Source organism: Klebsiella sp. C360, assembly GCF_048822415.1.
GTDB lineage: Bacteria > Pseudomonadota > Gammaproteobacteria > Enterobacterales > Enterobacteriaceae > Klebsiella > Klebsiella quasipneumoniae.
In genome coordinates, this window is sequence record NZ_JBMEZZ010000001.1 from 553,639 (window position 1) to 579,314 (window position 25,676).

A 25,676-nucleotide genomic window follows, 5' to 3' on the forward strand; every position below is an offset into this window, starting at 1 on the left:
TCTCACTCAGAGGTGGGAGACGGGTAAAACCGTCCCGGGTTGCAGGTAATGTTCCCAGCGCAGCAGGCGCTCGGTGAGCAGCAGTTCGCGGTTGACGCCGACGACGTTCAGCAATTGCTCGCGGCAGGTACAGACGTCATGGGCAATCGCCTGCAGCCGGGAGGCGGGCAGACTATGCGCCAGCTGCTCCAGCAGCGGCCAGACATCCGGATTACTCACCAGGGCAATTCCCTGCTGTCGTTTTTGCGCATCGACCAGCAGCGATGCCAGCCAGTGCAGGCGAACCGCCGCCTGTTCATGATTGAGTATCGGCAGCAGCGCCAGCCAGTCACCGCTCGCCAGCGTGGTCGCCAGCGCCTGACACAGCTGCTGTCGCGCCGTCCACTGCGGCTCCTTAAGCAGCTCAAGCGCGGCGGCCGGCGCGCTGGCGCACAGACGTAACGCGGTCAGCAGCGCCTCCTGCGGCAGGTTCACCTCACGCTCCAGCCAGGCCAGGGCATAAGATTCCGTCGGCGGCGACAGGTGGTGCAGGCGGCAGCGACTGCGCAGAGTGGTCAGCAGACGCGCCGGCTCCTCGCAGGCGAGGAAGAACCAGGTATTTTCCGGCGGCTCCTCCAGCGTTTTCAGCAACGCGTTGGCGGCGGCATCGGTCAGCAAGGCGGCATCGCTAATCCATACCACCTTCGCCCCACCGAGGCGCGCGCGCTCATAGAGCTTGTCGTTGACATCGCGCACCGCGTCAATACCCAGCGCGCTCTTGCCTTTCTCGGGGCTCAGCGGGTAGTAATCGGGGTGCGTACCGGCCTGCATCAGCTGGCAACTGTGGCAGTGACCGCAGCTTTTATGCCCTTCGGGCTGGCGGCACATCAGGAAGCGGCACAGCGCATACATCAACGCCTCGCCGCCCATCCCGCTCAGGGATTGTAACAGTAAGGCGTGGTGGCCTCGTCCGGCCTGATAGCTACCGACCAGTTGCTCGAACGAGGGGCGCAGCCACGGATACCATTTCATGCCGGTTGCTCCGCCATCCACTGGACGATCGTGGCGCGAATATCGCGCGCGACGGCATCCAGCGGCTGCGTCGCGTCCACCGTGCGGATAGAAGGATCCGCCGCGGCCAGCTCAAGGTAGCGCGCGCGGGTACGATTGAAGAAGTTCATGGACTCCTGCTCAATGCGATCCAGTTCGCCGCGGGCGCGGGCGCGCCGCAGGCCCACTTCCGGCGTGACGTCGAGGTACAGCGTCAAATTAGGTCGAAAATCGCCGAGAACGGCGTCACGCAGCGTCGCCAGCATCGTGCGGTCAATCCCCCTGCCGCCGCCCTGATAGGCCTGAGTGGAGAGATCGTGACGATCGCCGATCACCCACTGGCCGCGAGCCAGAGCAGGCTTAATCACGGTCTCCACCAGCTGGACGCGCGCCGCGTAAAACATCAGCACTTCCGCTTTATCGTTAATCACTTCATCGCCCGTGGACTGGATATCCAGCACCAGGCTACGCAGTTTTTCGGCAAGGATTGTGCCCCCCGGCTCACGGGTAAACACCATATCGTGAATACCTGCCGACTGCAGCGTCTCCACCACCAGTTGACGTGCGGTGGTCTTCCCGGCGCCCTCCAGCCCCTCGATGACGATATAGTTACTGCGCATTTTTTTCCTTAAGTACTTTCAGATAGTCCTGCACCGCGCGGTTATGGCTGACCAGGTTTGTGGTAAACGTATGGCCCCCTTTCCCGTCGGCGACAAAATAGAGGTATGGCGTTTTCGCCGGATGGGCGGCCGCCTTCAGCGACGCTTCGCCCGGCACCGCAATAGGGCCTGGCGGCAGGCCGCTGATGGTATAAGTATTGTACGCGGTCGGCGTCTCCAGATCCTTACGCGTTAACTTACCATTATACCCTTCTCCCATCCCGTAGATCACCGTTGGATCAGTCTGTAAACGCATGCCGATGCGCAGGCGGTTGATAAACACCGACGCGACGCGATCGCGCTCTTCCGCCACCGCGGTCTCTTTCTCAATAATCGAGGCCATGGTCAACAGCTGATTCTGATCGTCATAGGGCAGATTATCCATCCGTCCTTCCCAGACCTTCGCCACTTCGGTGACCATTTTCTGATGCGCGCGCTTGAGGATGGCGATGTCGCTGGTATTGGCGGTGTACATCCAGGTATCCGGCCAGAACCAACCTTCCACCCAGTCGGCGTGGTCAAGACCTAAAGCCTTAGCCACCGTCGCGTAGCTATCGTCTTCAAGCGTGTGCTTCACGTAGGGGGCATCGCGCAGCTGACGAAGGTAGTCGCTGACGCGCATGCCTTCGACAAAGCGCAGCGGAAACTGCGCCTCTTTGCCGCTGGCCAGCAGCTGCAGCATTTCGCGTACCGTCATTTGCGGCGTGAAGCGATAGGTCCCGGCTTTGAAGTGAGACAGCTCAGGCTCCATCCGCAGCAGCCACTGGAACACGCGCGGACGATTGATCACCTTCTCGCGATAGAGATCCTGCCCCAGCGCCAGCCGGCCGGTGCCGGCTTCGAGGGTAAAGATGGTCTCTTCTTTAATCAGCAGCTTGCTGTCCGCCAGCTGGCGTACCTTCCACATTCCTGCCGCCGCGGCGATGCCCAACAGCACGACCAGCAACAGGATAAAACGTAACATTTTCTTCATACTAACCAGACAGCTCACACAAAGGGGCTAAAAAATGGTAAAGCTCGCGAGAGGACCAGACGGTCTCCTCCCAGCGACGAACCGGCACCAGCGGCATAAGCGCATTGCAGATCAGCACTTCATCGGCCTCCCGCAACGTCTCGGGACGCGCTGTCACTTCGACAACGCGAAACGTCGATGGTGCCAGCTGCGCGATACAACGCTGCCGCATTATGCCGTTGACCCCGGCATAATCGAGTCGCGGAGTAAAGACATCCCGTCCCTGACGCCAGAATAAATTCGCGGCACAGCATTCCGTAAGCCACCCGTCACTGTCAAGGACCAGCGCCTCATCGGCGTCCGTCTGTTCAAGATGAGAGCGGATCAGCACCTGCTCCAGACGATTAAGATGCTTCAGACCGGCCAGCCACGGGTTGCGCCCCAGGGTCACCGGGCTCCGGGTCAGGGTAATGCCCTCCTCCCGCCAGCGCGCGTAGTGCGCCGGAAGCGAAGAGACGCTCAGAATGCGGGTGGGCGACGTGCAGCCCGCCGTGCTGTATCCCCTCCCCCCGACGCCGCGGGTGAGGACCACCTTAAGCACACCCTGGGCGTGCGGCCGAGCCAGACGCTGCATCTCGTCGCTCAACGTCAGCCAGTCGTCAAATGGGATGCGTAATTTTTCGCAGGTCGTCTGCAAACGCTGCAGATGGGCGTCCAGTAACGCAACCTGCCCGTGCTGTATACGGGCGGTGGTAAAACAACCGTCGCCAAACTGGACGGCGCGATCGTTCGCCGCCAGCGTGTCCTGTTCAACGCCATTTATCAAGAACATAAAGGACTCCTTTTCACAGGTCGGTGAGTGTCTCAGGACACGGAGCAGAGGACAAGCGGAGAAAGCCGAATAAAAAAGGCCCGACGAACGGGCCTTTTGTTAAAGCAGTACCGGGGCAAGCCCTGTCACACTTTTTTGAAGATCAGCGAACCGTTAGTGCCGCCGAAGCCGAAGGAGTTGCACAGGGTGTACTCCATACCGGAAACCTGACGCGCTTCGTGCGGAACGAAGTCGAGGTCGCAGCCCTCATCCGGGTTGTCGAGGTTGATCGTCGGCGGAACCGCCTGATCGCGCAGCGCCAGGATAGAGTAAATCGACTCTACCGCCCCTGCCGCGCCCAGCAGATGCCCGGTCATGGATTTGGTGGAGCTCACCAGTACGCGGCTCGCCGCATCGCCGAAGACAGACTTAACCGCCTGCGCTTCCGCTTTATCGCCAGCCGGCGTCGAGGTGCCGTGGGCATTGACGTAGCCGATCTGGCCCGGTTCGATGCCCGCATCGCGAATGGCATTCACCATCGCCAGCGCGGCGCCCGCGCCATCTTCCGGCGGTGACGTCATGTGGTAAGCATCGCTGCTCATGCCGAAGCCGACGATCTCGGCGTAGATTTTCGCGCCGCGTTTTTTCGCATGCTCGTACTCTTCCAGCACCACCATGCCCGCGCCGTCGCCCAGCACGAAGCCGTCGCGATCTTTATCCCACGGACGGCTTGCCGCCTGCGGGTTGTCATTGCGCGTGGAGAGCGCCCGCGCTGCGCCAAAGCCGCCCACGCCAAGCGGGGTACTGGCTTTTTCCGCACCGCCTGCCACCATCGCATCGGCGTCGCCATAGGCGATGATGCGCGCAGCCTGACCGATGTTGTGCACGCCTGAAGTACAGGCGGTCGCGATGGAGATACTTGGTCCACGCAGACCAAACATGATGGTCAGATGCCCGGCCACCATGTTAACAATTGTGGAGGGAACGAAGAATGGGCTGATCTTACGCGGTCCGCCGTTGACCAGCGAACTGTGGTTTTCTTCGATCAAGCCGAGGCCGCCAATACCGGAGCCGATCGCGGCGCCAATACGGGTAGCATTCTCTTCCGTCACTTCAAGGCCAGAATCCTGCATGGCCTGAACGCCAGCGACAATTCCATATTGAATGAAGGCATCCATCTTGCGCTGCTCTTTGCGCGAGATGATGTCATCACAGTTAAAATCCTTTACTAAGCCAGCAAATTTCGTTGCATAGGCGCTAGTATCGAAATGGTCGATCAGGCTGATGCCACTCTGACCGGCAAGGAGAGCTTTCCAGGTAGACTCTACGGTATTGCCGACAGGAGACAACATGCCCAGTCCGGTCACAACTACACGACGCTTAGACACGTTTGTCCTCCAGGGAGGGAAAATAGATTCTTGTGGGACAAAAAAAAGATAAAACTCAGGCGGTCGAATGACCGCCTGGAGATGTTCACTTACGCCTGGTGGCCGTTGATGTAATCAATGGCAGCCTGAACGGTGGTGATTTTCTCAGCTTCTTCGTCCGGAATCTCAGTATCAAACTCTTCTTCCAGAGCCATTACCAGCTCAACGGTGTCAAGAGAATCAGCGCCCAGGTCTTCAACGAAGGAAGCATTGTTGGTAACTTCTTCCTGCTTAACGCCCAGCTGCTCGCCGATAATTTTCTTAACGCGTTCTTCGATAGTGCTCATACTCTTAAATTTCCTATCAAAACTCGCTTTCGCGATGGTTTTCGTAGTGTATAAAATGTTGAAAAATTTGCAACTAAATCCCGGCAGGTCTTACCACGATTTTGCGCTATTTTGAGGCCGTTTGCCCTAAGAACGCAAATCTTTTCGCACAAAACCGCACACAGAACCGTGCGAAGTGCGCGGTTCCTGAACGTTTTGCACAAATCTCGGTCAGACCATGTACATTCCGCCGTTGACGTGCAGGGTTTCACCAGTGATGTAACTTGCTTCGTCAGAGGCTAAAAATGCCACCGCGCTGGCGATTTCATTTGGGGTGCCAAGGCGCCCCGCAGGAACTGCCGCCAGCGTACCCGCACGCTGCTCATCGGTCAGCGCACGCGTCATGTCCGTTTCAATAAAGCCCGGAGCAACAACGTTTACAGTAATACCGCGTGACGCAACTTCACGCGCCAGTGATTTACTGAAGCCGATCAGACCCGCTTTCGCCGCAGCGTAGTTGGCCTGACCCGCATTTCCCATGGTACCAACCACAGAACCGATAGTGATAATACGTCCATGACGCTTTTTCATCATAGCGCGCATTACCGCTTTTGACAGACGGAAAACCGATGACAGGTTGGTTTCGATAATATCGTTCCACTCGTCATCTTTCATGCGCATTAACAGGTTGTCGCGAGTGATCCCGGCATTATTCACCAGGATATCCACTTCGCCAAACTCTGCGCGCACATTTTCCAGAACAGATTCAATAGATGCCGGGTCGGTCACATTCAACATCAGACCTTTACCGTTGGCGCCTAAATAGTCGCTGATCGCCTGCGCGCCGCTTTCGCTGGTCGCAGTACCGATAACTTTCGCGCCGCGGGCGACGAGCGTTTCAGCGATGGCGCGGCCAATACCGCGGCTTGCACCGGTAACCAGCGCGATTTTTCCTTCAAAACTCATGGTTTTCCTCTTTTATTGCTCAAGCGCCGCAGACATCGCCGCCGGCTCGTTAAGCGCGGAAGCGGTCAGGGTGTCAACAATACGTTTGGTCAGGCCGGTGAGGACTTTACCCGGGCCAACCTCATACAGATGCGTGACGCCCTGAGCAGCCATAAACTCAACGGTTTTGGTCCACTGAACCGGGCTATACAGCTGGCGTACCAGCGCATCGCGAATGGCGTCCGGCGCGGTTTCGCACTTCACGTCGACGTTATTTACCACCGGAATCGTCGGCGCGTTGAAGGTGATGTTCTGCAGCTCAAGCGCCAGTTTTTCCGCAGCGGGCTTCATCAGCGCACAGTGGGAGGGCACGCTCACCGGCAGCGGCAGCGCGCGTTTAGCGCCCGCGGCTTTACAGGCGACGCCTGCGCGTTCGACGGCCTCTTTGTGACCGGCGATAACCACCTGTCCCGGGGAATTGTAGTTCACCGGAGAGACGACCTGCCCTTCGGCCGAGTCTTCACAGGCTTTGGCGATAGCCGCGTCGTCCAGACCGATAATCGCTGACATGGCGCCGGTACCTTCCGGTACGGCTTCCTGCATGAATTTGCCGCGCAGTTCAACCAGGCGAACGGCGTCAGCGAAAGCGATAACGCCCGCGCAAACCAGCGCGGAGTATTCGCCAAGGCTGTGGCCTGCCAACAGCGCCGGCGCTTTGCCGCCCTGCTGCTGCCAGACGCGGTACAGCGCCACGGAGGCGGTCAGCAGCGCCGGCTGGGTCTGCCAGGTCTTATTCAGTTCTTCTGCCGGGCCCTGTTGCGTCAGCGCCCACAGATCGTAACCCAACGCTGCGGAAGCTTCACCGAAGGTCTCTTCAATGACCGGCCAGGTCGCCGCCATATCGGCCAGCATGCCTACGGCCTGAGAGCCCTGTCCCGGGAACACAAAAGCAAATTGCGTCATGTTTAAATCCTTATACTAAAAACGAACCAGCGCGGAACCCCAGGTGAAACCGCCACCAAAGGCTTCCAGCAAAATCAGCTGCCCACGTTGAATGCGGCCATCGCGGACGGCCTCATCCAGCGCGCAAGGGACTGACGCCGCGGAGGTGTTGCCATGGCGGTCGAGGGTCACTACGACGTTATCCATCGACATGCCCAGTTTCTTCGCCGTCGCGCTGATGATCCGCAGGTTTGCCTGATGCGGCACCAGCCAGTCCAGCGCTGAACGTTCAAGATTGTTCGCGGCCAGCGTCTCATCAACGATATGCGCTAACTCGGTGACCGCCACTTTGAAGACTTCATTACCGGCCATCGTCAGATAGATCGGATTTTCCGGATCGACGCGATCGGCGTTCGGCAGGGTCAGCAGTTCGCCATAGCTACCGTCAGCATGCAGATGCGTCGAGATAATGCCAGGCTCTTCGGAGGCGCCCAGCACCACCGCGCCGGCGCCATCGCCGAAAATAATAATCGTCCCGCGATCGGCCGGATCGCAGGTGCGCGCCAGCACATCAGCGCCAACGACCAGCGCATAATCCACCGCGCCGTTTTTCACATACTGATCGGCGACGCTCAGCGCATAGGTGAAACCGGCGCAGGCGGCCGCGACGTCAAACGCCGGGCAGCCTTTGACGCCCAGCATAGACTGAATCTGGCAAGCCGAACTTGGAAACGCGTGCGTGCCGGAGGTGGTCGCAACGATGATCAGACCAATTTGCTCCGCGGACACGCCCGCCATCGCCAGCGCCTGCTTTGCGGCTTCAAAGCCCATCGTAGCAACTGTTTCATGCGCTGCGGCAATACGACGCTCACGGATACCTGTGCGGGTGACAATCCACTCGTCAGAGGTCTCTACCATTTTTTCCAGGTCGGCGTTTGTACGCACTTGCTCGGGCAGATAGCTGCCGGTACCAATAATCTTCGTATACATGTACGCTCAGTCACTCTTGGGTAATATACCCGCCTCGTTCAACCGCCGCGGCGTCAGTGGTGTCCATTCGTCCCGCTTTGCTGTCGGGCGTTCACGTCACTGTCGCTTTCCGGCAGCTCGAAACCAGCTGGGTATAAAGATTCCAGGCGCGCGGCGATCCGTTGAGGAATTTGCCGCTGCACCGCCTGCACTGCCTGCTCTATCGCGACGCTAAAGGCGCGCTGATTGGCAGCACCATGACTCTTGATCACGGAACCGCGCAATCCTAACAGACAGGCGCCATTATACTGGTCGGGGTTGAGGTGACTGAATCGCCTCGCCAGGCTTTTTTGTAACCAACGTTTTAGTAACAGCAGCCACCACGACCGTTTTTTGCCCTCTCCCTGAGATTTCAGCAGTGAAAGGAACATTCTGACAACACCTTCCATGGTTTTTAATGTGACGTTGCCCGTGAATCCGTCACAAACCAGCACATCGGTTTTTCCGGTCAACAGTTCATTGGCTTCAAGATAGCCGATGTAGTTGAGGGAAGGCAGCGTTTTGAGCACTGCGGCAGCATCGCGGATGCTGCTGAGGCCTTTCATCTCTTCTTCGCCGATGTTCAGCAAGGCGACGCGTGGATTGGCAATGCCGACCACCTCTTCCGCCAGCACCGCGCCCATCACCGCGAACTGCACCAGCATCGTGCTGTCGCAGTCGACGTTGGCGCCGAGATCCAACACCACGGTTTTGCCCTTCTGCTGGTGCGGCAAAACCGTCACCAGCGCCGGCCGCTCAATACCTTCAATCGGTTTGAGCAGCAGTTTCGCCAGGCCCATCAGCGCGCCGGTGTTGCCGGCGCTAACGCAGGCTTCCGCCCGCCCTTCTTTCACAAGCTCCAGCGCCACGCGCATTGAGCTTCCGCGACTGCTGCGGATAGCCTGTGCGGGTCGCGCATCACTGGCAATAACTGACTGCGCAGGAATAATCTGCAGACGCGAACGTTGTTCGAAGTCAGCTTTGGCGAGTAATGGCGTGATGGCGTCGGGATCGCCGACTAAAAGAAGTGTGAGTTGCGAATTAGAGTTCAGTGCCTGCAGTGCTGCAGGCACTGTCACGGATGGGCCGAAATCGCCCCCCATGACATCTAACGCCAGGGTTAGACGTGTCAAGGTATCGTCGCTGCCCGGTTCGGTGATTCCCCAGTTGCCCGGGGAGTCCTCACTAAGCTTCATCACGCTGGCACCCGCGAATTTTCACGCTGCAGACGCAACAATCCGGGCATTGACGCTTCTGGTTACCGGGTTAACCGAGTGTCCAGGTACGCACACGCCCGCCATGGCCTGCAACGGGAAATCCTGCGAGTATCGCGTGATTACTTAGCGATAACCTTGCGACCGCGGTAGAAACCGTCGGCAGTGATGTGGTGACGCAGGTGTTTCTCACCAGAAGTTTTGTCTACAGACAGGCTGGTGACTGCGGTCAGCGCGTCATGGGAACGACGCATGCCACGTTTGGAACGGGTTGGTTTATTCTGTTGTACGGCCATGGACCTTACTCCTCAATTACTTACGCTTTAAGCTGGCTAATACGGCAAATGGGTTTGGTTTTTGTGCCTCTTCAGGCAGTTCGCCAAAGACCATGTCCGCGTCGGACACTTCACAGTGTTCAGAATCATGCACCGGAACTACGGGCAGGGAGAGGATAATTTCATCCTCGACCATTGCCTGCAGGTCGATTTCACCGAATTCGTTAACCTCAATCGGCTCATACGCTTCCGGTAGTGCTTCGGCCTGTTCGTCATTTCTGACGGGGCTAAAACAATACGTGGTGTGGACGTGATGGGAGAACGGTTTCCCGCAACGCTGGCATTCGAGGGTTACCGTTACCTTCGCATCGCCTGTAATGACGGCGAGACGCTGGTTATCGATAGCGAACGACATGCTGCATTCCACATCGCTGTCCACGCTGACTACAGAATCGGCTACACGTTCAACCTGATCGCGGGCATAGATGCCTTCGTAATCAAGGCGTTTTTGAGCCGTGCGTACCGGATCAAGAGTCAGGGGTAATTTTACCTTTTGCATAGGGCGCGCATATTAACTTTGTAATGTCATAGAGTCAAAGAAAAAGGCAGCCTCAGGTTGCCTTTTGCCATTTATTCGCACACATTGCGGCGCATAGTTTAAGATGATGCTCTGCGAAGCGCTATATGTGGATGAAAAAATATGTCTGAACTTATCCTGGCGTCAACCTCTCCCTGGCGGCGCATGCTGCTGGAAAAACTGGGATTACCGTTTGAATGCGCGGCGCCTGACGTCGACGAAACGCCCCGTCCTGAAGAATCCGCGCGTCAGCTTGTCACCCGGCTGGCGCAGGCCAAAGCGCAGAGCCTGGCCTCGCGCTACCCCAATCACCTTATTATAGGCTCCGATCAGGTTTGCGTACTGGACGGTGAGATCACCGGTAAACCGCACACCGAGGAAAATGCCCGCAGGCAGTTGAGAAAGGCCAGCGGGTCAATCGTCACCTTTTATACCGGCCTGGCGCTGTATAACTCCGCCAGCGGTCATCTGCAAACCGAATGCGAGCCCTTTGACGTCCACTTCCGCCATCTCAGCGATAAAGAGATCGAAGGCTATGTGCGCAAAGAGAACCCGCTGCAGTGCGCCGGGAGTTTCAAGAGCGAGGGGTTAGGCATTACGCTGTTCGAACGGCTGGAAGGCCGCGACCCGAATACGCTGGTCGGGTTACCCTTAATCGCGCTGTGTCAGATGCTGCGCCGCGAAAACGACAACCCACTGTTAGGCTAAGGCAAAAAAAACGGCGGAACTGATTCCGCCGTTGCGCTTATTTGCTCTTCCGTAGCACCTGTAAACAGTGCTTCAGCTGGTTATCCAGCGGCGCCTCAACGCGCATCACCTCCCCGCTCCCCGGGTGGGTAAACTTCAGCGCAGCAGCGTGGAGGAACAGGCGGTTTAAGCCGGTACCAGAGAGTTGCTTATCAAATTCGCGGTCGCCATAGCGGTCGTCAAAGGCGATAGGATGTCCGGCATACTGGGTATGAACGCGAATCTGATGGGTGCGCCCGGTGACCGGACTGCAGCGCACCAGCGTGGCGAATTCATAACGCTCTTCCACTTTAAAGCGCGTCTCTGACGGCTTGCCTTCCTGACTCACGCGGACAATTCGCTCCCCGCTCTGCAGAATGTTCTTCAACAGCGGGGCCTGCACTACTTTGGTATGCGACTGCCACTGGCCGCGCACCAGCGCCAGATAGTCTTTCTGCATGCCTTTATCGCGCAGCTGCTCGTGCAGCGAACGCAGCGCCGAGCGCTTTTTCGCCACCAGCAGCACGCCTGAAGTATCGCGGTCGAGTCGATGCACCAGCTCAAGGAAGCGCGCCTCCGGGCGCAGGGCGCGCAACCCTTCAATCACCCCGAAGCTCAGGCCGCTGCCGCCATGTACCGCAGTGCCGGAAGGCTTATTGAGGACCAGAATATGATCGTCTTCATAGAGGATCACCTCAGAGAGCGCCGCGACTTTCTGCAGATGCGGCGATACCGCCTCTTCTTCACGCTCTGCCACGCGCACCGGCGGGATACGGACTTCATCGCCCGCTTCCAGCTTATACTCCGGCTTCACGCGTTTTTTATTCACCCGCACCTCGCCTTTACGCAGGATGCGATAAATCATGCTCTTCGGTACGCCTTTCAATTGCGTACGCAAAAAGTTGTCGATACGTTGCCCCGCTTCATCAGCAGCAATGGCAACCATTTTTACGGTTGGGGTCTCAGTTTTCATGGTGCGCGATTCTAAATAGCCGGACGCATTAGCGCCACTCATTTTTATATGCTTATATTTATCATTATCCTGTTTTCACGGTTTGCCTGACCGCCATATTGTTTGTTATTAGAACAATCTGTATGGGCAGGTGATAAAACTGTGAGTAACCGGGTGATAAAAGGTGAAAGTCAACTTGCTATAACAAGGTTAGCAATGGAATAATGAGACCGTTTTCCGTATTGCATCTTGTTAGAACAAGACATTAGCGGAATGACCAATTTTGTCTGACCGATCGCCCACGCAGCAATGGCGTAAGACGTTGTGATCTTTCAGACAGTTAGCGGGCTGCGGGTTGCAGTCCTTACCGGTACAGGCTCTATGGATTTCAAGTCGCAGGAAGGCGTCAACTCCGGGACTCCCGGGAGCTCATCTGGATCAGCCGATCGAGGTGAGCAGGTTAAGCCATCATGCCTGCAACGCGAAAGACGACGAGTATAAATGGAATATTCTCTGGTGATACATCCCAGGCTGTTCCCCTGAATAATTGCGCTGTGTTTCCGTTTGAAACACAGGCGACCGACACTCTGCGCCTCTTAAGCGCGCGACAACCGTGAGGTTGGCGACGTGAACCAGACACGAGGCCATCGGTTTTCCCCCGGAAAGGCATTACTCTGCCCGCAGCTTAGTCGTCAATGTAAGAATAATGAGTAAGTTACGATGAAAAGAATGTTAATCAACGCAACTCAGCAGGAAGAGTTGCGCGTCGCCCTTGTTGATGGGCAGCGCCTGTACGACCTGGATATCGAAAGCCCCGGGCACGAACAGAAAAAAGCGAACATCTACAAAGGCAAAATCACCCGCATTGAACCCAGCCTTGAAGCCGCGTTTGTTGATTACGGCGCCGAGCGTCATGGTTTCCTCCCCCTCAAAGAAATCGCCCGCGAATACTTCCCCGCCAACTACAATGCGCATGGTCGTCCTAATATCAAAGACGTACTGCGTGAAGGTCAGGAAGTTATCGTGCAGATTGATAAAGAAGAACGCGGCAACAAAGGCGCTGCGCTCACCACCTTTATCAGCCTGGCGGGCAGCTATCTGGTACTGATGCCGAACAACCCGCGCGCGGGGGGAATTTCCCGCCGTATCGAGGGCGACGACCGTACCGAACTGAAAGAAGCGCTGGCGAGCCTGGAGCTTCCGGACGGCATGGGCCTTATCGTTCGCACCGCTGGCGTCGGCAAATCCGCCGAAGCCCTGCAGTGGGACCTGAGCTTCCGTCTGAAACACTGGGAAGCGATTCAGAAAGCCGCGGAAAGCCGTCCGGCGCCGTTCCTGATCCACCAGGAAAGCAACGTCATTGTCCGCGCCTTCCGTGACTACCTGCGCCAGGATATCGGCGAAATCCTGATCGATAACCCGAAAGTGCTTGAGCTGGCGCGCCAGCATATCGCCGCGCTGGGTCGTCCGGATTTCAGCAGCAAAATCAAACTGTACACCGGTGAAATCCCGCTGTTCAGCCATTACCAGATCGAATCCCAGATTGAATCCGCCTTCCAGCGTGAAGTCCGTCTGCCGTCCGGTGGTTCTATCGTCATCGACAGCACTGAAGCGCTGACCGCTATCGATATCAACTCCGCCCGCGCCACCCGCGGCGGCGATATCGAAGAGACGGCGTTCAACACCAACCTCGAAGCGGCTGACGAGATTGCCCGCCAGCTGCGTCTGCGCGACCTCGGCGGCCTGATCGTTATCGACTTTATTGATATGACTCCGGTTCGCCACCAGCGCGCCGTGGAGAACCGTCTGCGCGAAGCCGTCCGTCAGGACCGGGCGCGCATTCAGATCAGCCATATCTCGCGCTTCGGCCTGCTGGAGATGTCCCGCCAGCGCCTGAGTCCGTCGCTGGGCGAATCCAGCCACCACGTCTGCCCGCGCTGCTCCGGCACCGGCACCGTGCGTGATAACGAATCGCTGTCGCTCTCTATTCTGCGTCTGATTGAAGAAGAAGCGCTGAAAGAGAACACCAAAGAAGTTCATGCCATCGTTCCGGTACCGATCGCCTCCTATCTGCTGAACGAAAAACGTGCCGCGGTGAGCGCTATCGAATCTCGTCAGGGCGATGTGCGCGTGATCATCGTGCCAAACGACGAAATGCAGACGCCGCACTACTCCGTCCTGCGCGTGCGCAAAGGTGAAGAGACTTCAACGCTGAGCTACCTGCTGCCGAAGCTGCATGAAGAAGAGATGGCGCTGCCGGGCGACGATGAGCCGGCAGAACGGAAACGTCCGGAACAACCGGCCCTCGCCGCTTTTGTCATGCCTGACGCGCCGCCGGCCCCGATGCTCGAAGAGCCAGCCGCCGCGCCTGTCGCCGCAGCGACCCCGGTCGCGGCCGCCGCACCGGCGCAGCCTGGCCTGCTCTCGCGCTTCTTCAGCGCGCTGAAGAATATCTTCTCTGGCGCCGAAGAGGCCAAACCGGCTGAAGTTCAGGTCGAGAAGAAAGCGGAAGAAAAACCAGAGCGTCAGCAGGAGCGCCGTAAACCGCGCGCCAACAACCGCCGCGATCGCAACGACCGTCGTGACAATCGCGACAATCGTGATAATCGCGACAACCGCGACAACCGTGATAACCGCGACGCGCGTGCCGAGAATAACGAAGGCCGTGAACCGCGCGAATCGCGTGAAGAGAACCGTCGCAACCGTCGCGAGAAGCCGTCGCAGAACGTGGAAGCCCGTGATGTTCGCCAGACCTCAGGTGACGACGCGGAAAAAGCGAAATCTCGTGACGAGCAGCAGCCGCGCCGCGAACGCACCCGCCGCCGCAATGACGACAAACGTCAGGCGCAGCAGGAAGCCAAAGCGCAGACACGCGAAGAGCCGGTAGTGCAGGAGACGGAGCAGGAAGAGCGTGTGCAGACCCTGCCGCGTCGTAAACCGCGCCAGCTGGCACAGAAAGTACGCGTCGAGTCCGCTGTCGTTGAGCAGGTTGCCGAGATCGTGCCAGAAGCCGTAGTGGCGGAAGTTATCGCTCCGCGCAGCGAGCCGGTGAAAGCCGAGCTGCCAGCAGTCGTGGAGAGCGTGGCGGACCAGGACGAAAATGGCGAATCCCGTGAAGCGAACGGTATGCCGCGTCGTTCACGTCGTTCCCCGCGTCACCTGCGCGTCAGCGGTCAGCGTCGTCGTCGCTATCGTGACGAACGCTATCCGACCCAGTCGCCAATGCCGCTGACCGTGGCCTGCGCATCGCCGGAGATGGCTTCCGGTAAAGTCTGGATCCGCTACCCGGTGGTTCGTCCGCAGGACCAGCAGCCGGAAGAGGTTCAGGTTCAGGACGACAACGTCGTGGAAACCGTCGCGGCCGTCGCGGCCCCGGTTGCCGTCGTTGAAACCGTTACCGCTGCGCCGGTCACAGTCGAGCCGGCAACCATGGAGCCGGTTACCGCTGAGCCTGTGGTCGTCGAGCCGGTCGCGGCCGCCGAGCCGGTGGTCGTTGATGCTGCGGAAGTTGTCGCGCCAGCAGCCGTCGAGCCTGCGCCGCAGGAGCTGGTCACCGAAGCGCCGGCTGTCGAAGCGCCTCAGGCTATCGCGCCAGTGACGATCGACGCCGAGCCGGTGGTGGTAGAACCTGAAGTGGTGGAAACGGCGCCTGTCGTTGAAGCGCCAGTGGAAACCATCGCCCCGGCGCCGGAAACTGTGGTTGAAGCACCGGTTGTCGAAGCAGCGCCTGTCGAGCCGGTCAAAGCCGAGCCACCGGTGAGCAAGCCGGTAGTGGTGGCGAGTCATCGCCATGCCACCGCGCCAATGACCCGTGCGCCAGCGCCGGACTATGTCCCGGAAGCACCGCGCCACAGCACCTGGGTGCGGCCGCCATTCGCCTTTGAAGGTAAAGGCGCCGCCGGCGGTCATAGCGCGACCCATAAAGCCACCGCTGAACCGACCCGCCCACAGCCCGTCGAGTAAGCGTGCTAAATAAAAAAACCGGCCTCCTGGCCGGTTTTTTTTATGCGCTTTGCGGAGGCTGCATGCCGGCGAGGTCCGGCATGATCTCCCGCATCAGGTCGAGGAACTTACGCAGCCGCGTCGGATAATAGCGCGCCCAGGGATAGACCAGATGGACCGGCAGCGAGGCGGGACGCCACTGCGGGAACAGCTCTGTCAACCTTCCAGCGGCAAGATCCTCCGCCACCGTCCAGCTGGACACCATCGCCACCCCCAGACCCGCCAGCGCGGTATTGCGCGCGACGTACAGGCTGTCGGTGCTCAGACAGGGGGTAATCGCCGTGGAGACGATCTGCCCGCTTACCTGATGTCGGAGCCGTACCTCATGCTGATAAAAGGTGTTAATGGCGATCCACGGCAGGCCGGATAACGCCTCCAGCGAGGTTAACGGCGGGTACTTCGCCAGCAGTTCAGGAGAGGCCACCACGCAGCGCGGCACTTCCGCCAGCAGCACGGAGACCGTGGCCGGATCCACCTCCGCCCCCACGCGGATGGCGCAGTCGATATTATCGCTGAGAAAGTCGACAGTATTATCATTCAGCATCCACTCCACCGACAGCTGCGGATGACGCTGGAGAAAGGCGACCAGCGGCCCCAGCAGCTGCTGCTGGCCAAAAGCGTGCGGTGCCCTCACCCGCAGCACCCCTACCGGCCGATCGTCGGCAATACGCAGGTCATCTTCCAGCGCCAGCCAGGCATCCACCAGCTGGCGAGCGTGACGGTAGCAGCGTTCGCCATCGTCAGTGAGCTTCATCGCATGGGTGGTACGCAGGATCAGCTTGACCCCCAGCAGCCCTTCAAGGGACTGCAGGCGGCGGCTGACGGTCGCCTGAGTGGTATCCATCTGCCCCGCCGCGGCGGAGAGCGATCCGGTCTCCACAATGCGGATATAAGTGCGCATCAGCTCAATGCGGTCTATACGCTCCTGTCTTTTCATTCTTCTTTTGCCTATACGTGCTACGTATAACCGTTTTACCACCAGCCCGGCTACCGCGCCAGCCGCGTTCAGGGAAAAATAGCCCCATCGCATACACGAGGCACTGAACATGACACCGACTTCTCTTTCCGCCCGCGACGCAGGCTGGATTATCTTCATTCTCGCGCTCGGCGCTGGCTTTAGCGTCGCCTCTATCTACTACGCGCAGCCGCTGCTGCCGTTGATGGGCGCCAATCTCCACCTGACGGTAGAAGGTATGGGTCTGGTCCCTACCCTGACGCAGGCGGGTTATGCGCTCGGCATTCTGTTCCTGCTTCCGCTCGGCGACCGCCACGATCGCCGCCGGCTGATCCTGGTGAAAAGCGCGCTGCTGGCGCTCCTGCTGCTGCTGTGCAGCCTCACCGGCCAGCTCAGCTCACTGCTGGTGGTTAGTCTGCTGATCGGTATGGCGGCAACCATGGCGCAGGATATCGTCCCGGCGGCGGCGATCCTCGCCCCGGCGGGCAAGCAGGGAAAAATGGTGGGCACGGTGATGACCGGGCTGCTGCTGGGGATCCTGCTTTCCCGGACGGTCAGCGGCGTGGTGGGCGCAGTGTTCGGCTGGCGGGTGATGTATCAGGCGGCGGCGGTCAGCGTGGCGCTGATTGGCCTGGTGATGTGGCGGGTGCTGCCGCGCTTCGCCATTCACTCGACGCTGAGCTATCCGCAGCTGATGGCCTCGATGGCGCATCTGTGGCAGCGTTACCCGGCGCTACGCCGCGCTGCGCTGGCTCAGGGGGCGCTCTCTGTCGCCTTCAGCGCCTTCTGGTCGACGCTGGCGGTGATGCTCTCCGAACACTATCACATGGGCAGCGCGGTAGCGGGCGGCTTTGGTATCGCCGGGGCCGCCGGGGCGCTGGCCGCGCCGCTGGCCGGCGGACTGGCCGATAAATTTGGCGCCGGTAAAGTGACGCAAATGGGGGCGGCGCTGGTCACCGTCTCCTTCGCCCTGATGTTTATACTGCCGCTGCTGCCACTGCACGGCCAGCTGGCGCTGATTGCCCTGTCGGCGATTGGCTTCGACCTTGGCCTGCAGTCAAGCCTGGTGGCGCATCAGAACCTGGTGTATGGCCTTGAGCCACAGGCCCGCGGCCGCCTGAACGCTCTGCTGTTTACCGTGGTCTTCATTGGGATGTCGCTGGGGTCGGTGCTGGGCAGCAAGCTTTACGTACTGGCCGGCTGGAACGGGGTGATTACCCTGGCGGTGGTCAGCGGGGCGATCGCCCTGGCGATCCGCTTGCTGGAGAATGCCCGTATCGTTGCAGCCGAACGCCGCGCATCATAAAAAAAACCCGCTTCGCCTGAGGCGAAGCGGGTTCATCAATTCCCATTCAAGCGCTTACGCTGTACGACGGGCAAACTCTTTCACGCGGAAGCCCAGCAGCAGCAGCGTGGCGAAATAAGCCACCACTCCGGCGATCACCACCACCAGCAGACGCATCAGACGGAACGGCATCGTCCCCAGCGACCACTCCGGCATGAGATGCATGACGCCCAGCAGCGCCGCGGCCATGACCAGCACCGCAGCAATCAGACGCAGCAGGAACGCCAGCCAGCCCGGTTGGGGGGTAAAAATTTTCTGTTTACGCAACTGCCAGTAAAGCAGCGCAGCGTTCAGGCAGGCCGCCAGACCGATGGACAGCGACAGACCCGCATGCTTCAGCGGGCCGATAAACGCCAGGTTCATCACCTGGGTCATAATCAGGGTGACAATGGCAATCTTGACCGGGGTCTTGATGTCCTGACGGGAATAGAAACCCGGCGCCAGCACCTTCACCACGATAAGCCCCATGAGCCCCACGGAATAAGCCACCAGCGCGCGCTGGGTCATCGCCGCATCAAAGGCGCTAAATTTGCCGTACTGGAACAGGGCCACGGTCAGCGGTTTAGCGAGGATCCCCAGCGCCACCGCGCTCGGCAGCGCCAGCAGGAAGCAAAGACGCAGCCCCCAGTCCATCAGCCGGCAATACTCGTCATGATTACCGCTGGCGAAGCTTTTTGACAGCGAGGGCAGCAGGATCGTGCCGAGCGCCACCCCCAGAACACCGGACGGAAACTCCATCAGGCGGTCAGCATAGTACATCCACGACACCGATCCCGACACGAGAAACGAAGCGAAGATGGTATTGATGATAAGGGAGATCTGGCTTACCGACACGCCGAGGATCGCCGGGCCCATCTGCTTCACCACCCGCATCGCGCCGGCATCTTTCAGATTGATGCGCGGCAGGACCAGCATGCCAATCTTCTTCAGGTGCGGCAGCTGGTAGGCCAGCTGCAGCACGCCGCCGACCGTGACAGCCCAGGCCAGCGCCAGCACCGGCGGATGGAAGTACGGCGCGGCAAACAGCGCAAAGCCAATCATGCTGACGTTAAGGAACGTCGGCGCAAAGGCCGGCACCGAGAAGCGGTTCCAGGTATTGAGGATCGCCCCCACCAGCGAGGCCAGGGAGATCAGCAAAATATAGGGGAAGGTAATGCGCAGCAATTGGGTGGTCAGCGCAAATTTATCGGCGGTATCAGCAAACCCGGGGGCGGTGATGGTGATCACCCACGGCGCCGCCAGCATCCCGATAACGGTGACGATCGCCAGGGCCAGGGTCAGCAATCCGGAGACATACGAGACAAACACCCGGGTGGCATCTTCGCCCTGCTTGCTTTTATATTCGGCAAGGATCGGCACAAACGCCTGCGAGAAGGCGCCTTCGGCAAAAATACGTCGCAGCAGATTAGGCAGTTTGAAGGCGACGAAAAAGGCGTCGGTCGCCATCCCGGCGCCAAAAATGCGCGCCACAATCGCATCGCGGGCAAAGCCCAGCACACGCGAAAACATGGTCATCGAACTGACGGCCGCCAGTGATTTTAAAAGGTTCATTACGCTGTTATTCCAAACCCTGGAGTAAAACGCCCGCAAATGCGGGCGCTGGAAAGTGGCGATAGTCTACCGGGTTCAACATGAATTACTACTGTCAGTTGTTACAACGGATTATTCGCTGATGGCGTCGCGCCAGAGTTTGTCGACCACCCGCTGAGCCAGCAGCGCCTGTTCGCCTGCAGTTTCAGGAACGGTCTGATTTTGCACGCATTCGATAAAATGGCGCGCGCAGCCGACAAAGCCGCGCTGCTCCAGGGTGGTTTGCCAGCCGGCGACCGGGCGCTGGACCACGCCGTGACCGCACTCCTCCTGCCATTCGCGCATCTCGCTGACGGCATATAGCCCGCCATCCGTCACCGCCTGCACCCACTCGCGCTGGCTGCCTGCGCGGCGGTGCATGCTGGTGGTGACCTGCAGCCGGGGCGAACTGAACTGGTGTTCGGCATAGAGCATCTCGCCCTGCGGAGTGATCTGTAGCGCGCCACCGCGCAGACGCGCCTGACCGTCGGCTAGCCATAGCGCGGTATCCACCACGTGTAGATAGTCATCAAGCAGGGTAAAGCGCAGATCGTTGCCCACGCTATCGCTGCGGTGCTTATCCATCCGCAGCGAGGCCGCCTCGCCCAGCCGTCCCTTCAGCTCCCGATAGAGCGGTGCGAAGCGGCGATTGAAACCGACCATCAGCGTCAGACGCCGCCGCGCCGCCAGCTCGACCAGCATCTCCGCCTCACTCAGCTTGTCCGCCAGCGGTTTATCCACGCAAACATGAACCCCGGCATTCAGCAAATGATTCACCACTTCATAATGTGAAGCCGTCGACGTATGGACAAAAACCGCATCGCACTGCGCCGCCAGAGCATCCAGTGATTCAGCGTAGGGGATCCGCCAGGTTTCGCAGACCCGCAGCGCCTTCTCTTTTCCCGGCGACCAGGCCGCCTGCAGCGTCCAGCTTTCCGCCGCCCCCAGCACCGGCAGCCACGCTTTCTGCGCAATGCCGCCTAAGCCAACCACTCCGATGCGCAATCTTGTCCCCACGTTTTAGTCCCCCAGATGGTGTAACAGCGAATCGAGGCGCGCTTTCAGCTCCGCCACCTCGCCTTCCAGCGCTTCAACCCTGGCTCGCAGATCGTCATCCTCTTCCAGCGGCGCGAGTGCTTCCACCGTCGTGATCAGCGTGTCCATCTCGTCGCAAAACAGATGCATATAGCGGCTTTCCCGTTTTCCCGGCTCCCGGGGCAGACGGGCAACGAAGGGACCATCTTCGCGGGTCGCCAGCCCTTCCAGCACGCTTTCCACTTCCGCCATATCGCTGAACTCATGCATCCGCTGCGCCCGGCTGCGTAATTCACCCGGCGTCTGCGCGCCGCGCAGCAGCAGCGTCGTCACCACCGCCACCTCGCCGGCGCTGAGCTTCAGATCGCCAAATTCGGAGTTGCAAAAGCGCTGCTCATACTTGGTTACCCGATTGCCGAATCCGCTGACCGTGCGCAGATAGTGGCGTTTCACCAGGGTATCCAGCAGCGTCTGGACCTCGCCTTCGCTCAGCGACATCACCGGCTCGCGGTTGGTTTTCTGATTGCAGGCGGTCACGACGGCGTTCACCGACAGCGGATACTGCTCGGGCGTGGTGACCTGCTTTTCCAGCAGACAGCCAATGACGCGCGCTTCATGCGCGGTTAACTGATATTTCATCCTCTCTCCTTAACGTCCCGCTGACCAGTCCGGCGTCGTTAGCGCCGTCAATACATGGTCACGCCACTGCCCGTCGATCAGCAGGTAATCTTTGGCGTAACCCTCTTTTTCAAACCCCAACCGCGCCAGCAGCGCGCCGCTGCGCTGATTATGCGGCATATAGTTGGCCATAATGCGATGAATATGCTGCGTACGCTGCATATAGCGAATCGCCGACGTCAGCGCTTCAAACATCAGCCCCTGCCCCTGCCACTTCTCGCCAATAGAGTAGCCGAGATAGCAGGCATGGAATGATCCACGCACCACGTTGGAAAAGTTCGCCACGCCGACGATCTCCTTTTCCTCCGGATCGAGCAGCGCGAAATAAAAAGCAGACCCCTGTTTATGAAACTCGGCGATCATCGACAGACGCGCCTGCCATCCGGAAGGATAGCAGTGGCTGTCGTCACGAACCGGCTCCCAGGGTTTTAAGAACGCCTTATTCTCGGCGTAATAATCGGCCAGACGCCAGGCGTCACGATCGTGAACCAGGCGCACCACCAGCCGGTCCGTCGTCAAACGCACCTTCGGCACGTTACTGCGATAGCCAAACATTTCCTTTTCAGTCCCCCTGACTTCATTCTTGCTGCCTTCACTATACCTTTCCTGCGCGACGGTGTGAAAACAGCAACATACCATTTTCTGCGCCATCTCCTCTTTTCGATGAATAGCCTCAATCGAACTTGCATTTTGATAAAAAAATATTGTCGCAAGGGCGCTGGGAAAAGCAGCAGATTGCCCGCAGAATATCCACGCTTATCTCTATTTTTCCCTGGAGGGGAAATGTCCCGCGTCTCGCAGGCAAGGAGCCTGGGTAAATATTTCCTGTTAGTCGATAACATGCTGGTCGTGTTAGGCTTTTTTGTCGTCTTCCCGCTGATTTCCATCCGCTTTGTCGATCAGATGGGCTGGGCGGCGCTGATGGTCGGCATCGCGCTCGGCCTGCGCCAGTTGGTGCAGCAGGGATTAGGTATCTTTGGCGGCGCTATCGCCGACCGCTTCGGCGCCAAACCGATGATCGTCACCGGTATGCTGATGCGCGCCGGCGGCTTCGCGGCGATGGCCGTCGCCCATGAGCCGTGGGTGCTGTGGTTCTCGTGCATACTTTCCGGGCTCGGCGGCACGCTGTTCGATCCGCCGCGGGCGGCGCTGGTGGTTAAGCTGGTGCGCCCGCATCAGCGCGGCCGCTTTTTCTCCATCCTGATGATGCAGGATAGCGCCGGCGCGGTGATTGGCGCGCTGCTGGGCAGCTGGCTGCTGCAGTATGATTTCCGCCTGGTGTGCAGCGCCGGCGCCGCGCTGTTTATCGCCTGCGCGGCATTTAACGCTTGGTATTTGCCGGCATGGAAGCTCTCGACGGTGAAAACGCCGATCCGCGAGGGGCTGGGCCGGGTGCTGCGGGACAAGCGCTTCGTCACCTATGTCCTGACGCTGACGGGCTATTACATGCTGGCGGTGCAGGTGATGCTGATGCTGCCGATCATGGTGAATGACATCGCCGGCTCGCCGGCCGCCGTGAAGTGGATGTACGCCATCGAAGCCACCATTTCGCTGACCCTGCTCTATCCCATTGCCCGCTGGAGCGAAAAACGTTTTCGCCTTGAGCACCGGCTGATGGCCGGTCTGCTGGTGATGACTCTGGCCATGCTCCCCATCGGCATGACCAGCAGTTTGCAACAGCTGTTTACCCTGATCTGCCTGTTTTACATCGGATCCATCATTGCCGAACCCGCCCGGGAGACGCTGGGCGCCTCGCTGGCGGACGCCCGGGCGCGCGGCAGCTATATGGGCTTCAGCCGCCTGGGGCTCGCCTTTGGCGGCGCGCTGGGATATGCGGGCGGCGGCTGGCTGTTCGATGCCGGTAAGGCCGCGGGTCAGCCCGAGCTGCCGTGGCTGATGCTCGGGGCCATCGGGGTTATCACCTTCCTGGCGCTGTGGTGGCAGTTTAGTCCGAAACGCTCTGCCTCCGGCATGCTGGAGCCGCGGACCTGATGCGCGCGGCGGCGGTTTCTCCTGCTTTCAGCCTATTCTGCTGGTATCGAGGGTGCTGACAGGTCATGATGCTTTGTGTCAGGATGAATGAAGATATGAGCCAGAGGACCCCCATGAAAAAGATTTTGATCGCCGCCGCGCTGATTGTCAGCGGCCTGCTGAGCGGCTGTAATCAGCTGACCCAATACACAGTAAGCGAGCAGGAGATTAACCAGGCCCTGCAGAAGCGAAACCATTTTGCCAAAGATATTGGTCTGAAAGGCGTTGCCGACGCCCATATCGAACTGCAGAACCTCACCAGCGCCATCGGGCGCGAGGAGCCGGGCAAAGTCACGCTGACCGGGATCGCTAACGTCGACCTGAACTCCCTGTTCGGCACGCAGAAAGCGACGATCGATCTGAAACTCAAAGCGCTGCCAACCTTTGACAGAGAGAAAGGCGCCATCTTCCTGCAGGAAATGGAGGTGGTGGATGCCAAAGTGGCGCCCGAGAAACTGCAGTCGGTCATTCAGGCCCTGCTACCCTATCTGAATCAGTCGCTGCGCAGTTACTTCAGCCAGCAGCCTGCCTATGTCCTGCGTGAGGACGCCAGCACCGGTGAAGCGCTGGCGAAGAAATACGCCAAAGGCATAGAGGTGAAGCCGGGCGAGATTGTCATCCCCTTTACCAATTAATCTCCAGGGCGCCGCGGCGCCCTCATTTTTTTACGGAAATGAGTGCAAAGGAAAACGTTTACGCTTATCCTTAGTGCCCGGCAAAAAACAGCCCTGATGACTGAACCTATTAGCCGGAGCCTTCCATGACAGCACAATCCCAGGTATTGAAAATCCGCCGCCCAGACGACTGGCATATCCATCTGCGTGATGACGATATGCTGAAAACCGTCGTGCCTTATACCAGTGAGTTTTATGGCCGGGCGATCGTGATGCCGAATCTGGTGCCGCCTGTCACCACCGTCGCGGCGGCTATCGCCTATCGCCAGCGCATTATGGACGCCGTCCCGGCCGGGCACGATTTTACCCCGCTGATGACCTGCTATCTGACAGACTCCCTCGACCCGGCGGAGCTGGAGCGCGGCTTTAACGAAGGCGTGTTCACCGCCGCCAAGCTTTACCCGGCCAATGCCACCACCAACTCCAGCCACGGCGTCACCAGCACCGACGCCATTATGCCGGTGCTGGAGCGGATGGAAAAACTGGGGATGCCGCTGCTGGTACATGGCGAAGTCACCCACGCCGAGATTGATATTTTCGACCGCGAAGCGCGCTTTATTGAAACCGTGATGGAGCCGCTGCGCCAGCGCCTGTCCGGCCTGAAGGTGGTCTTTGAGCATATCACCACCAAAGATGCCGCCGAGTATGTGCGTGACGGCAATGAACTGCTGGCGGCCACTATCACCCCGCAGCATCTGATGTTCAACCGTAACCATATGCTGGTCGGCGGTATTCGTCCTCACTTGTACTGCCTGCCGGTACTCAAACGCAATATTCATCAGCAGGCACTGCGCGAACTGGTCGCCAGCGGCTTTAGCCGCGTCTTCCTTGGCACCGATTCCGCGCCGCATGCCCGCCATCGTAAGGAAGCCAGCTGCGGCTGCGCCGGCTGCTTCAACGCCCCGACCGCCCTCGGCAGCTACGCCACCGTATTTGAAGAAATGAACGCTCTGCAGCACTTTGAGGCCTTCTGCTCGCTGAACGGCCCGCGCTTTTACGGTCTGCCGGTCAATGAAAGCTATGTTGAACTGGTGCGTGAAGAGACGACCGTCGTCGACAGTATTGCGTTGCCCAATGACACCCTGGTGCCGTTCCTGGCAGGTGAAACCGTCCGCTGGACCATGAAGCGATAAAAAACGCGGCCCCCTGTTGTCAATGCTCACCAGATACTGTATAAATAACCAGTATCAAACACAGGGGGCAATTATGCGCATTGAAGTCTCTATCGCCAAAACGACCGCCTTACCCAACGGCGCGCTGGAAGCGCTGAATAACGAACTCTCTCGCCGTATCGCCGAACAGTTCCCGGCCATCGACAGCCAGGTGAGCGTCCGCTACGCCACGGGCAATCAGCTCTCGGTGTTCGGCGGCCTGAAAGAAGATAAAGACCGGATAAGCGAAATCCTGCAAGAAACCTGGGAAAGCGCGGACGACTGGTTTGTCCACGATCTCTCCTGAAGCATGGCGGGATCCAGTTACTCTGGTTTGCTCCCTCATTGTGCTTTTCTTTGCCGGGTCGCCCCGGCTTTTTTATCCTCTTCTCATGTTCAGAATATTCCTGATTATTCTGCTTAATATCGACTAAAATGGCCATTTTGCACGCT

The 25,676-nt window shown here is 59.1% G+C and carries 25 protein-coding genes; 7 read left to right on the forward strand and 18 right to left on the reverse strand.

Annotated features, from left to right (window positions below; genetic code table 11):
• Positions 1-6 precede the first annotated feature (6 nt).
• The 12 genes from holB to yceD form a co-directional block, all read right to left on the reverse strand.
• Positions 7-1,011 carry a DNA polymerase III subunit delta' gene (holB, locus tag ACOI7D_RS02860; protein WP_048297234.1) on the reverse strand — a complete coding sequence of 335 codons (1,005 nt, stop codon included), beginning with the start codon at positions 1,009-1,011 and terminating at the stop codon, positions 7-9.
• Entirely contained in the window at positions 1,008-1,649 is a 642-nt protein-coding gene (tmk, locus tag ACOI7D_RS02865) for a dTMP kinase (RefSeq protein ID WP_023289141.1), read from the reverse strand. Before tmk ends, holB begins: the two co-directional genes overlap by 4 nt.
• Positions 1,639-2,661: a cell division protein YceG gene (yceG, locus tag ACOI7D_RS02870; protein ID WP_023289140.1), complete on the reverse strand. Its 1,023-nt coding sequence runs from the start codon at positions 2,659-2,661 to the stop codon at positions 1,639-1,641. The genes tmk and yceG overlap by 11 nt, the downstream gene beginning before the upstream one ends.
• A 1-nt stretch (position 2,662) precedes the next feature.
• The gene (gene pabC, locus ACOI7D_RS02875; RefSeq protein WP_032452437.1) at positions 2,663-3,472 is read right to left on the reverse strand and encodes an aminodeoxychorismate lyase; all 810 of its coding nucleotides are present in this window, start codon (positions 3,470-3,472) and stop codon (positions 2,663-2,665) included.
• Positions 3,473-3,597: 125 nt separating this feature from the next.
• Complete coding sequence (fabF, locus tag ACOI7D_RS02880) at positions 3,598-4,839, reverse strand: beta-ketoacyl-ACP synthase II (protein WP_002900666.1); 1,242 nt, start codon at positions 4,837-4,839, stop codon at positions 3,598-3,600.
• An 89-nt stretch (positions 4,840-4,928) separates the two neighbouring features.
• Positions 4,929-5,165 carry an acyl carrier protein gene (acpP, locus tag ACOI7D_RS02885; RefSeq protein ID WP_000103754.1) on the reverse strand — a complete coding sequence of 79 codons (237 nt, stop codon included), beginning with the start codon at positions 5,163-5,165 and terminating at the stop codon, positions 4,929-4,931.
• A 210-nt stretch (positions 5,166-5,375) separates the two neighbouring features.
• A complete protein-coding gene (gene fabG, locus ACOI7D_RS02890; RefSeq protein WP_002899294.1) occupies positions 5,376-6,110 on the reverse strand; it encodes a 3-oxoacyl-ACP reductase FabG in 735 nt (244 codons plus the stop codon).
• Positions 6,111-6,122: 12 nt separating this feature from the next.
• Positions 6,123-7,052 (reverse strand): ACP S-malonyltransferase, encoded by a 930-nt coding sequence (gene fabD, locus ACOI7D_RS02895; protein WP_032452435.1) that lies wholly within the window; start codon positions 7,050-7,052, stop codon positions 6,123-6,125.
• A gap of 15 nt (positions 7,053-7,067) precedes the next feature.
• Complete coding sequence (locus ACOI7D_RS02900) at positions 7,068-8,021, reverse strand: beta-ketoacyl-ACP synthase III (RefSeq protein ID WP_002899288.1); 954 nt, start codon at positions 8,019-8,021, stop codon at positions 7,068-7,070.
• A gap of 53 nt (positions 8,022-8,074) precedes the next feature.
• Positions 8,075-9,172 (reverse strand): phosphate acyltransferase PlsX, encoded by a 1,098-nt coding sequence (gene plsX / locus ACOI7D_RS02905; RefSeq protein ID WP_201785712.1) that lies wholly within the window; start codon positions 9,170-9,172, stop codon positions 8,075-8,077.
• A 203-nt stretch (positions 9,173-9,375) separates the two neighbouring features.
• Complete coding sequence (gene rpmF, locus ACOI7D_RS02910; RefSeq protein WP_000290724.1) at positions 9,376-9,549, reverse strand: 50S ribosomal protein L32; 174 nt, start codon at positions 9,547-9,549, stop codon at positions 9,376-9,378.
• Between the two features lie 16 nt (positions 9,550-9,565).
• Entirely contained in the window at positions 9,566-10,087 is a 522-nt protein-coding gene (gene yceD, locus ACOI7D_RS02915) for a 23S rRNA accumulation protein YceD (protein ID WP_017900733.1), read from the reverse strand.
• A gap of 141 nt (positions 10,088-10,228) precedes the next feature.
• Between yceD and ACOI7D_RS02920 the strand changes: the two genes are divergently transcribed.
• On the forward strand, positions 10,229-10,813 hold the full coding sequence (locus ACOI7D_RS02920) for a Maf family protein (RefSeq protein WP_023289135.1): 585 nt from the start codon (positions 10,229-10,231) through the stop codon (positions 10,811-10,813).
• A gap of 37 nt (positions 10,814-10,850) precedes the next feature.
• Here ACOI7D_RS02920 and rluC read toward each other — a convergent pair whose 3' ends face one another.
• Positions 10,851-11,804 (reverse strand): 23S rRNA pseudouridine(955/2504/2580) synthase RluC, encoded by a 954-nt coding sequence (rluC, locus tag ACOI7D_RS02925; RefSeq protein ID WP_012542245.1) that lies wholly within the window; start codon positions 11,802-11,804, stop codon positions 10,851-10,853.
• Between the two features lie 699 nt (positions 11,805-12,503).
• Between rluC and rne the strand changes: the two genes are divergently transcribed.
• On the forward strand, positions 12,504-15,746 hold the full coding sequence (gene rne, locus ACOI7D_RS02930; protein WP_109547544.1) for a ribonuclease E: 3,243 nt from the start codon (positions 12,504-12,506) through the stop codon (positions 15,744-15,746).
• A 40-nt stretch (positions 15,747-15,786) separates the two neighbouring features.
• Here the strand turns inward: rne and ACOI7D_RS02935 are convergent, their stop codons facing one another.
• Positions 15,787-16,815, reverse strand: coding sequence for a LysR family transcriptional regulator (locus tag ACOI7D_RS02935; protein ID WP_072096710.1), 1,029 nt, complete (start codon positions 16,813-16,815; stop codon positions 15,787-15,789).
• A 16-nt stretch (positions 16,816-16,831) separates the two neighbouring features.
• Here ACOI7D_RS02935 and ACOI7D_RS02940 point away from each other — a divergent pair, with 16 nt between their 5' ends.
• A complete protein-coding gene (locus ACOI7D_RS02940; RefSeq protein ID WP_109547545.1) occupies positions 16,832-18,046 on the forward strand; it encodes an MFS transporter in 1,215 nt (404 codons plus the stop codon).
• A 54-nt stretch (positions 18,047-18,100) separates the two neighbouring features.
• Here ACOI7D_RS02940 and murJ read toward each other — a convergent pair whose 3' ends face one another.
• The 4 genes from murJ to rimJ all read right to left on the reverse strand — a co-directional run bounded on the left by murJ (position 18,101) and on the right by rimJ (position 21,922).
• Positions 18,101-19,636 (reverse strand): murein biosynthesis integral membrane protein MurJ, encoded by a 1,536-nt coding sequence (murJ, locus tag ACOI7D_RS02945; RefSeq protein WP_023289131.1) that lies wholly within the window; start codon positions 19,634-19,636, stop codon positions 18,101-18,103.
• Positions 19,637-19,747: 111 nt separating this feature from the next.
• Positions 19,748-20,659: a Gfo/Idh/MocA family protein gene (locus ACOI7D_RS02950; protein WP_072096704.1), complete on the reverse strand. Its 912-nt coding sequence runs from the start codon at positions 20,657-20,659 to the stop codon at positions 19,748-19,750.
• A gap of 15 nt (positions 20,660-20,674) precedes the next feature.
• A complete protein-coding gene (locus ACOI7D_RS02955) occupies positions 20,675-21,328 on the reverse strand; it encodes a YceH family protein (protein ID WP_023289129.1) in 654 nt (217 codons plus the stop codon).
• A 9-nt stretch (positions 21,329-21,337) separates the two neighbouring features.
• The gene (gene rimJ / locus ACOI7D_RS02960) at positions 21,338-21,922 is read right to left on the reverse strand and encodes a ribosomal protein S5-alanine N-acetyltransferase (protein WP_017900738.1); all 585 of its coding nucleotides are present in this window, start codon (positions 21,920-21,922) and stop codon (positions 21,338-21,340) included.
• A 228-nt stretch (positions 21,923-22,150) separates the two neighbouring features.
• Between rimJ and mdtH the strand changes: the two genes are divergently transcribed.
• From mdtH to dinI, 4 genes are all read left to right on the forward strand, one after another.
• On the forward strand, positions 22,151-23,359 hold the full coding sequence (gene mdtH, locus ACOI7D_RS02965; protein WP_023289127.1) for a multidrug efflux MFS transporter MdtH: 1,209 nt from the start codon (positions 22,151-22,153) through the stop codon (positions 23,357-23,359).
• A gap of 113 nt (positions 23,360-23,472) precedes the next feature.
• Entirely contained in the window at positions 23,473-24,033 is a 561-nt protein-coding gene (locus ACOI7D_RS02970; protein ID WP_004204546.1) for a lipoprotein, read from the forward strand.
• A gap of 125 nt (positions 24,034-24,158) precedes the next feature.
• Positions 24,159-25,205, forward strand: coding sequence for a dihydroorotase (pyrC, locus tag ACOI7D_RS02975; RefSeq protein ID WP_117140851.1), 1,047 nt, complete (start codon positions 24,159-24,161; stop codon positions 25,203-25,205).
• A gap of 73 nt (positions 25,206-25,278) precedes the next feature.
• On the forward strand, positions 25,279-25,530 hold the full coding sequence (gene dinI, locus ACOI7D_RS02980; RefSeq protein ID WP_023289125.1) for a DNA damage-inducible protein I: 252 nt from the start codon (positions 25,279-25,281) through the stop codon (positions 25,528-25,530).
• Positions 25,531-25,676 lie beyond the last annotated feature (146 nt).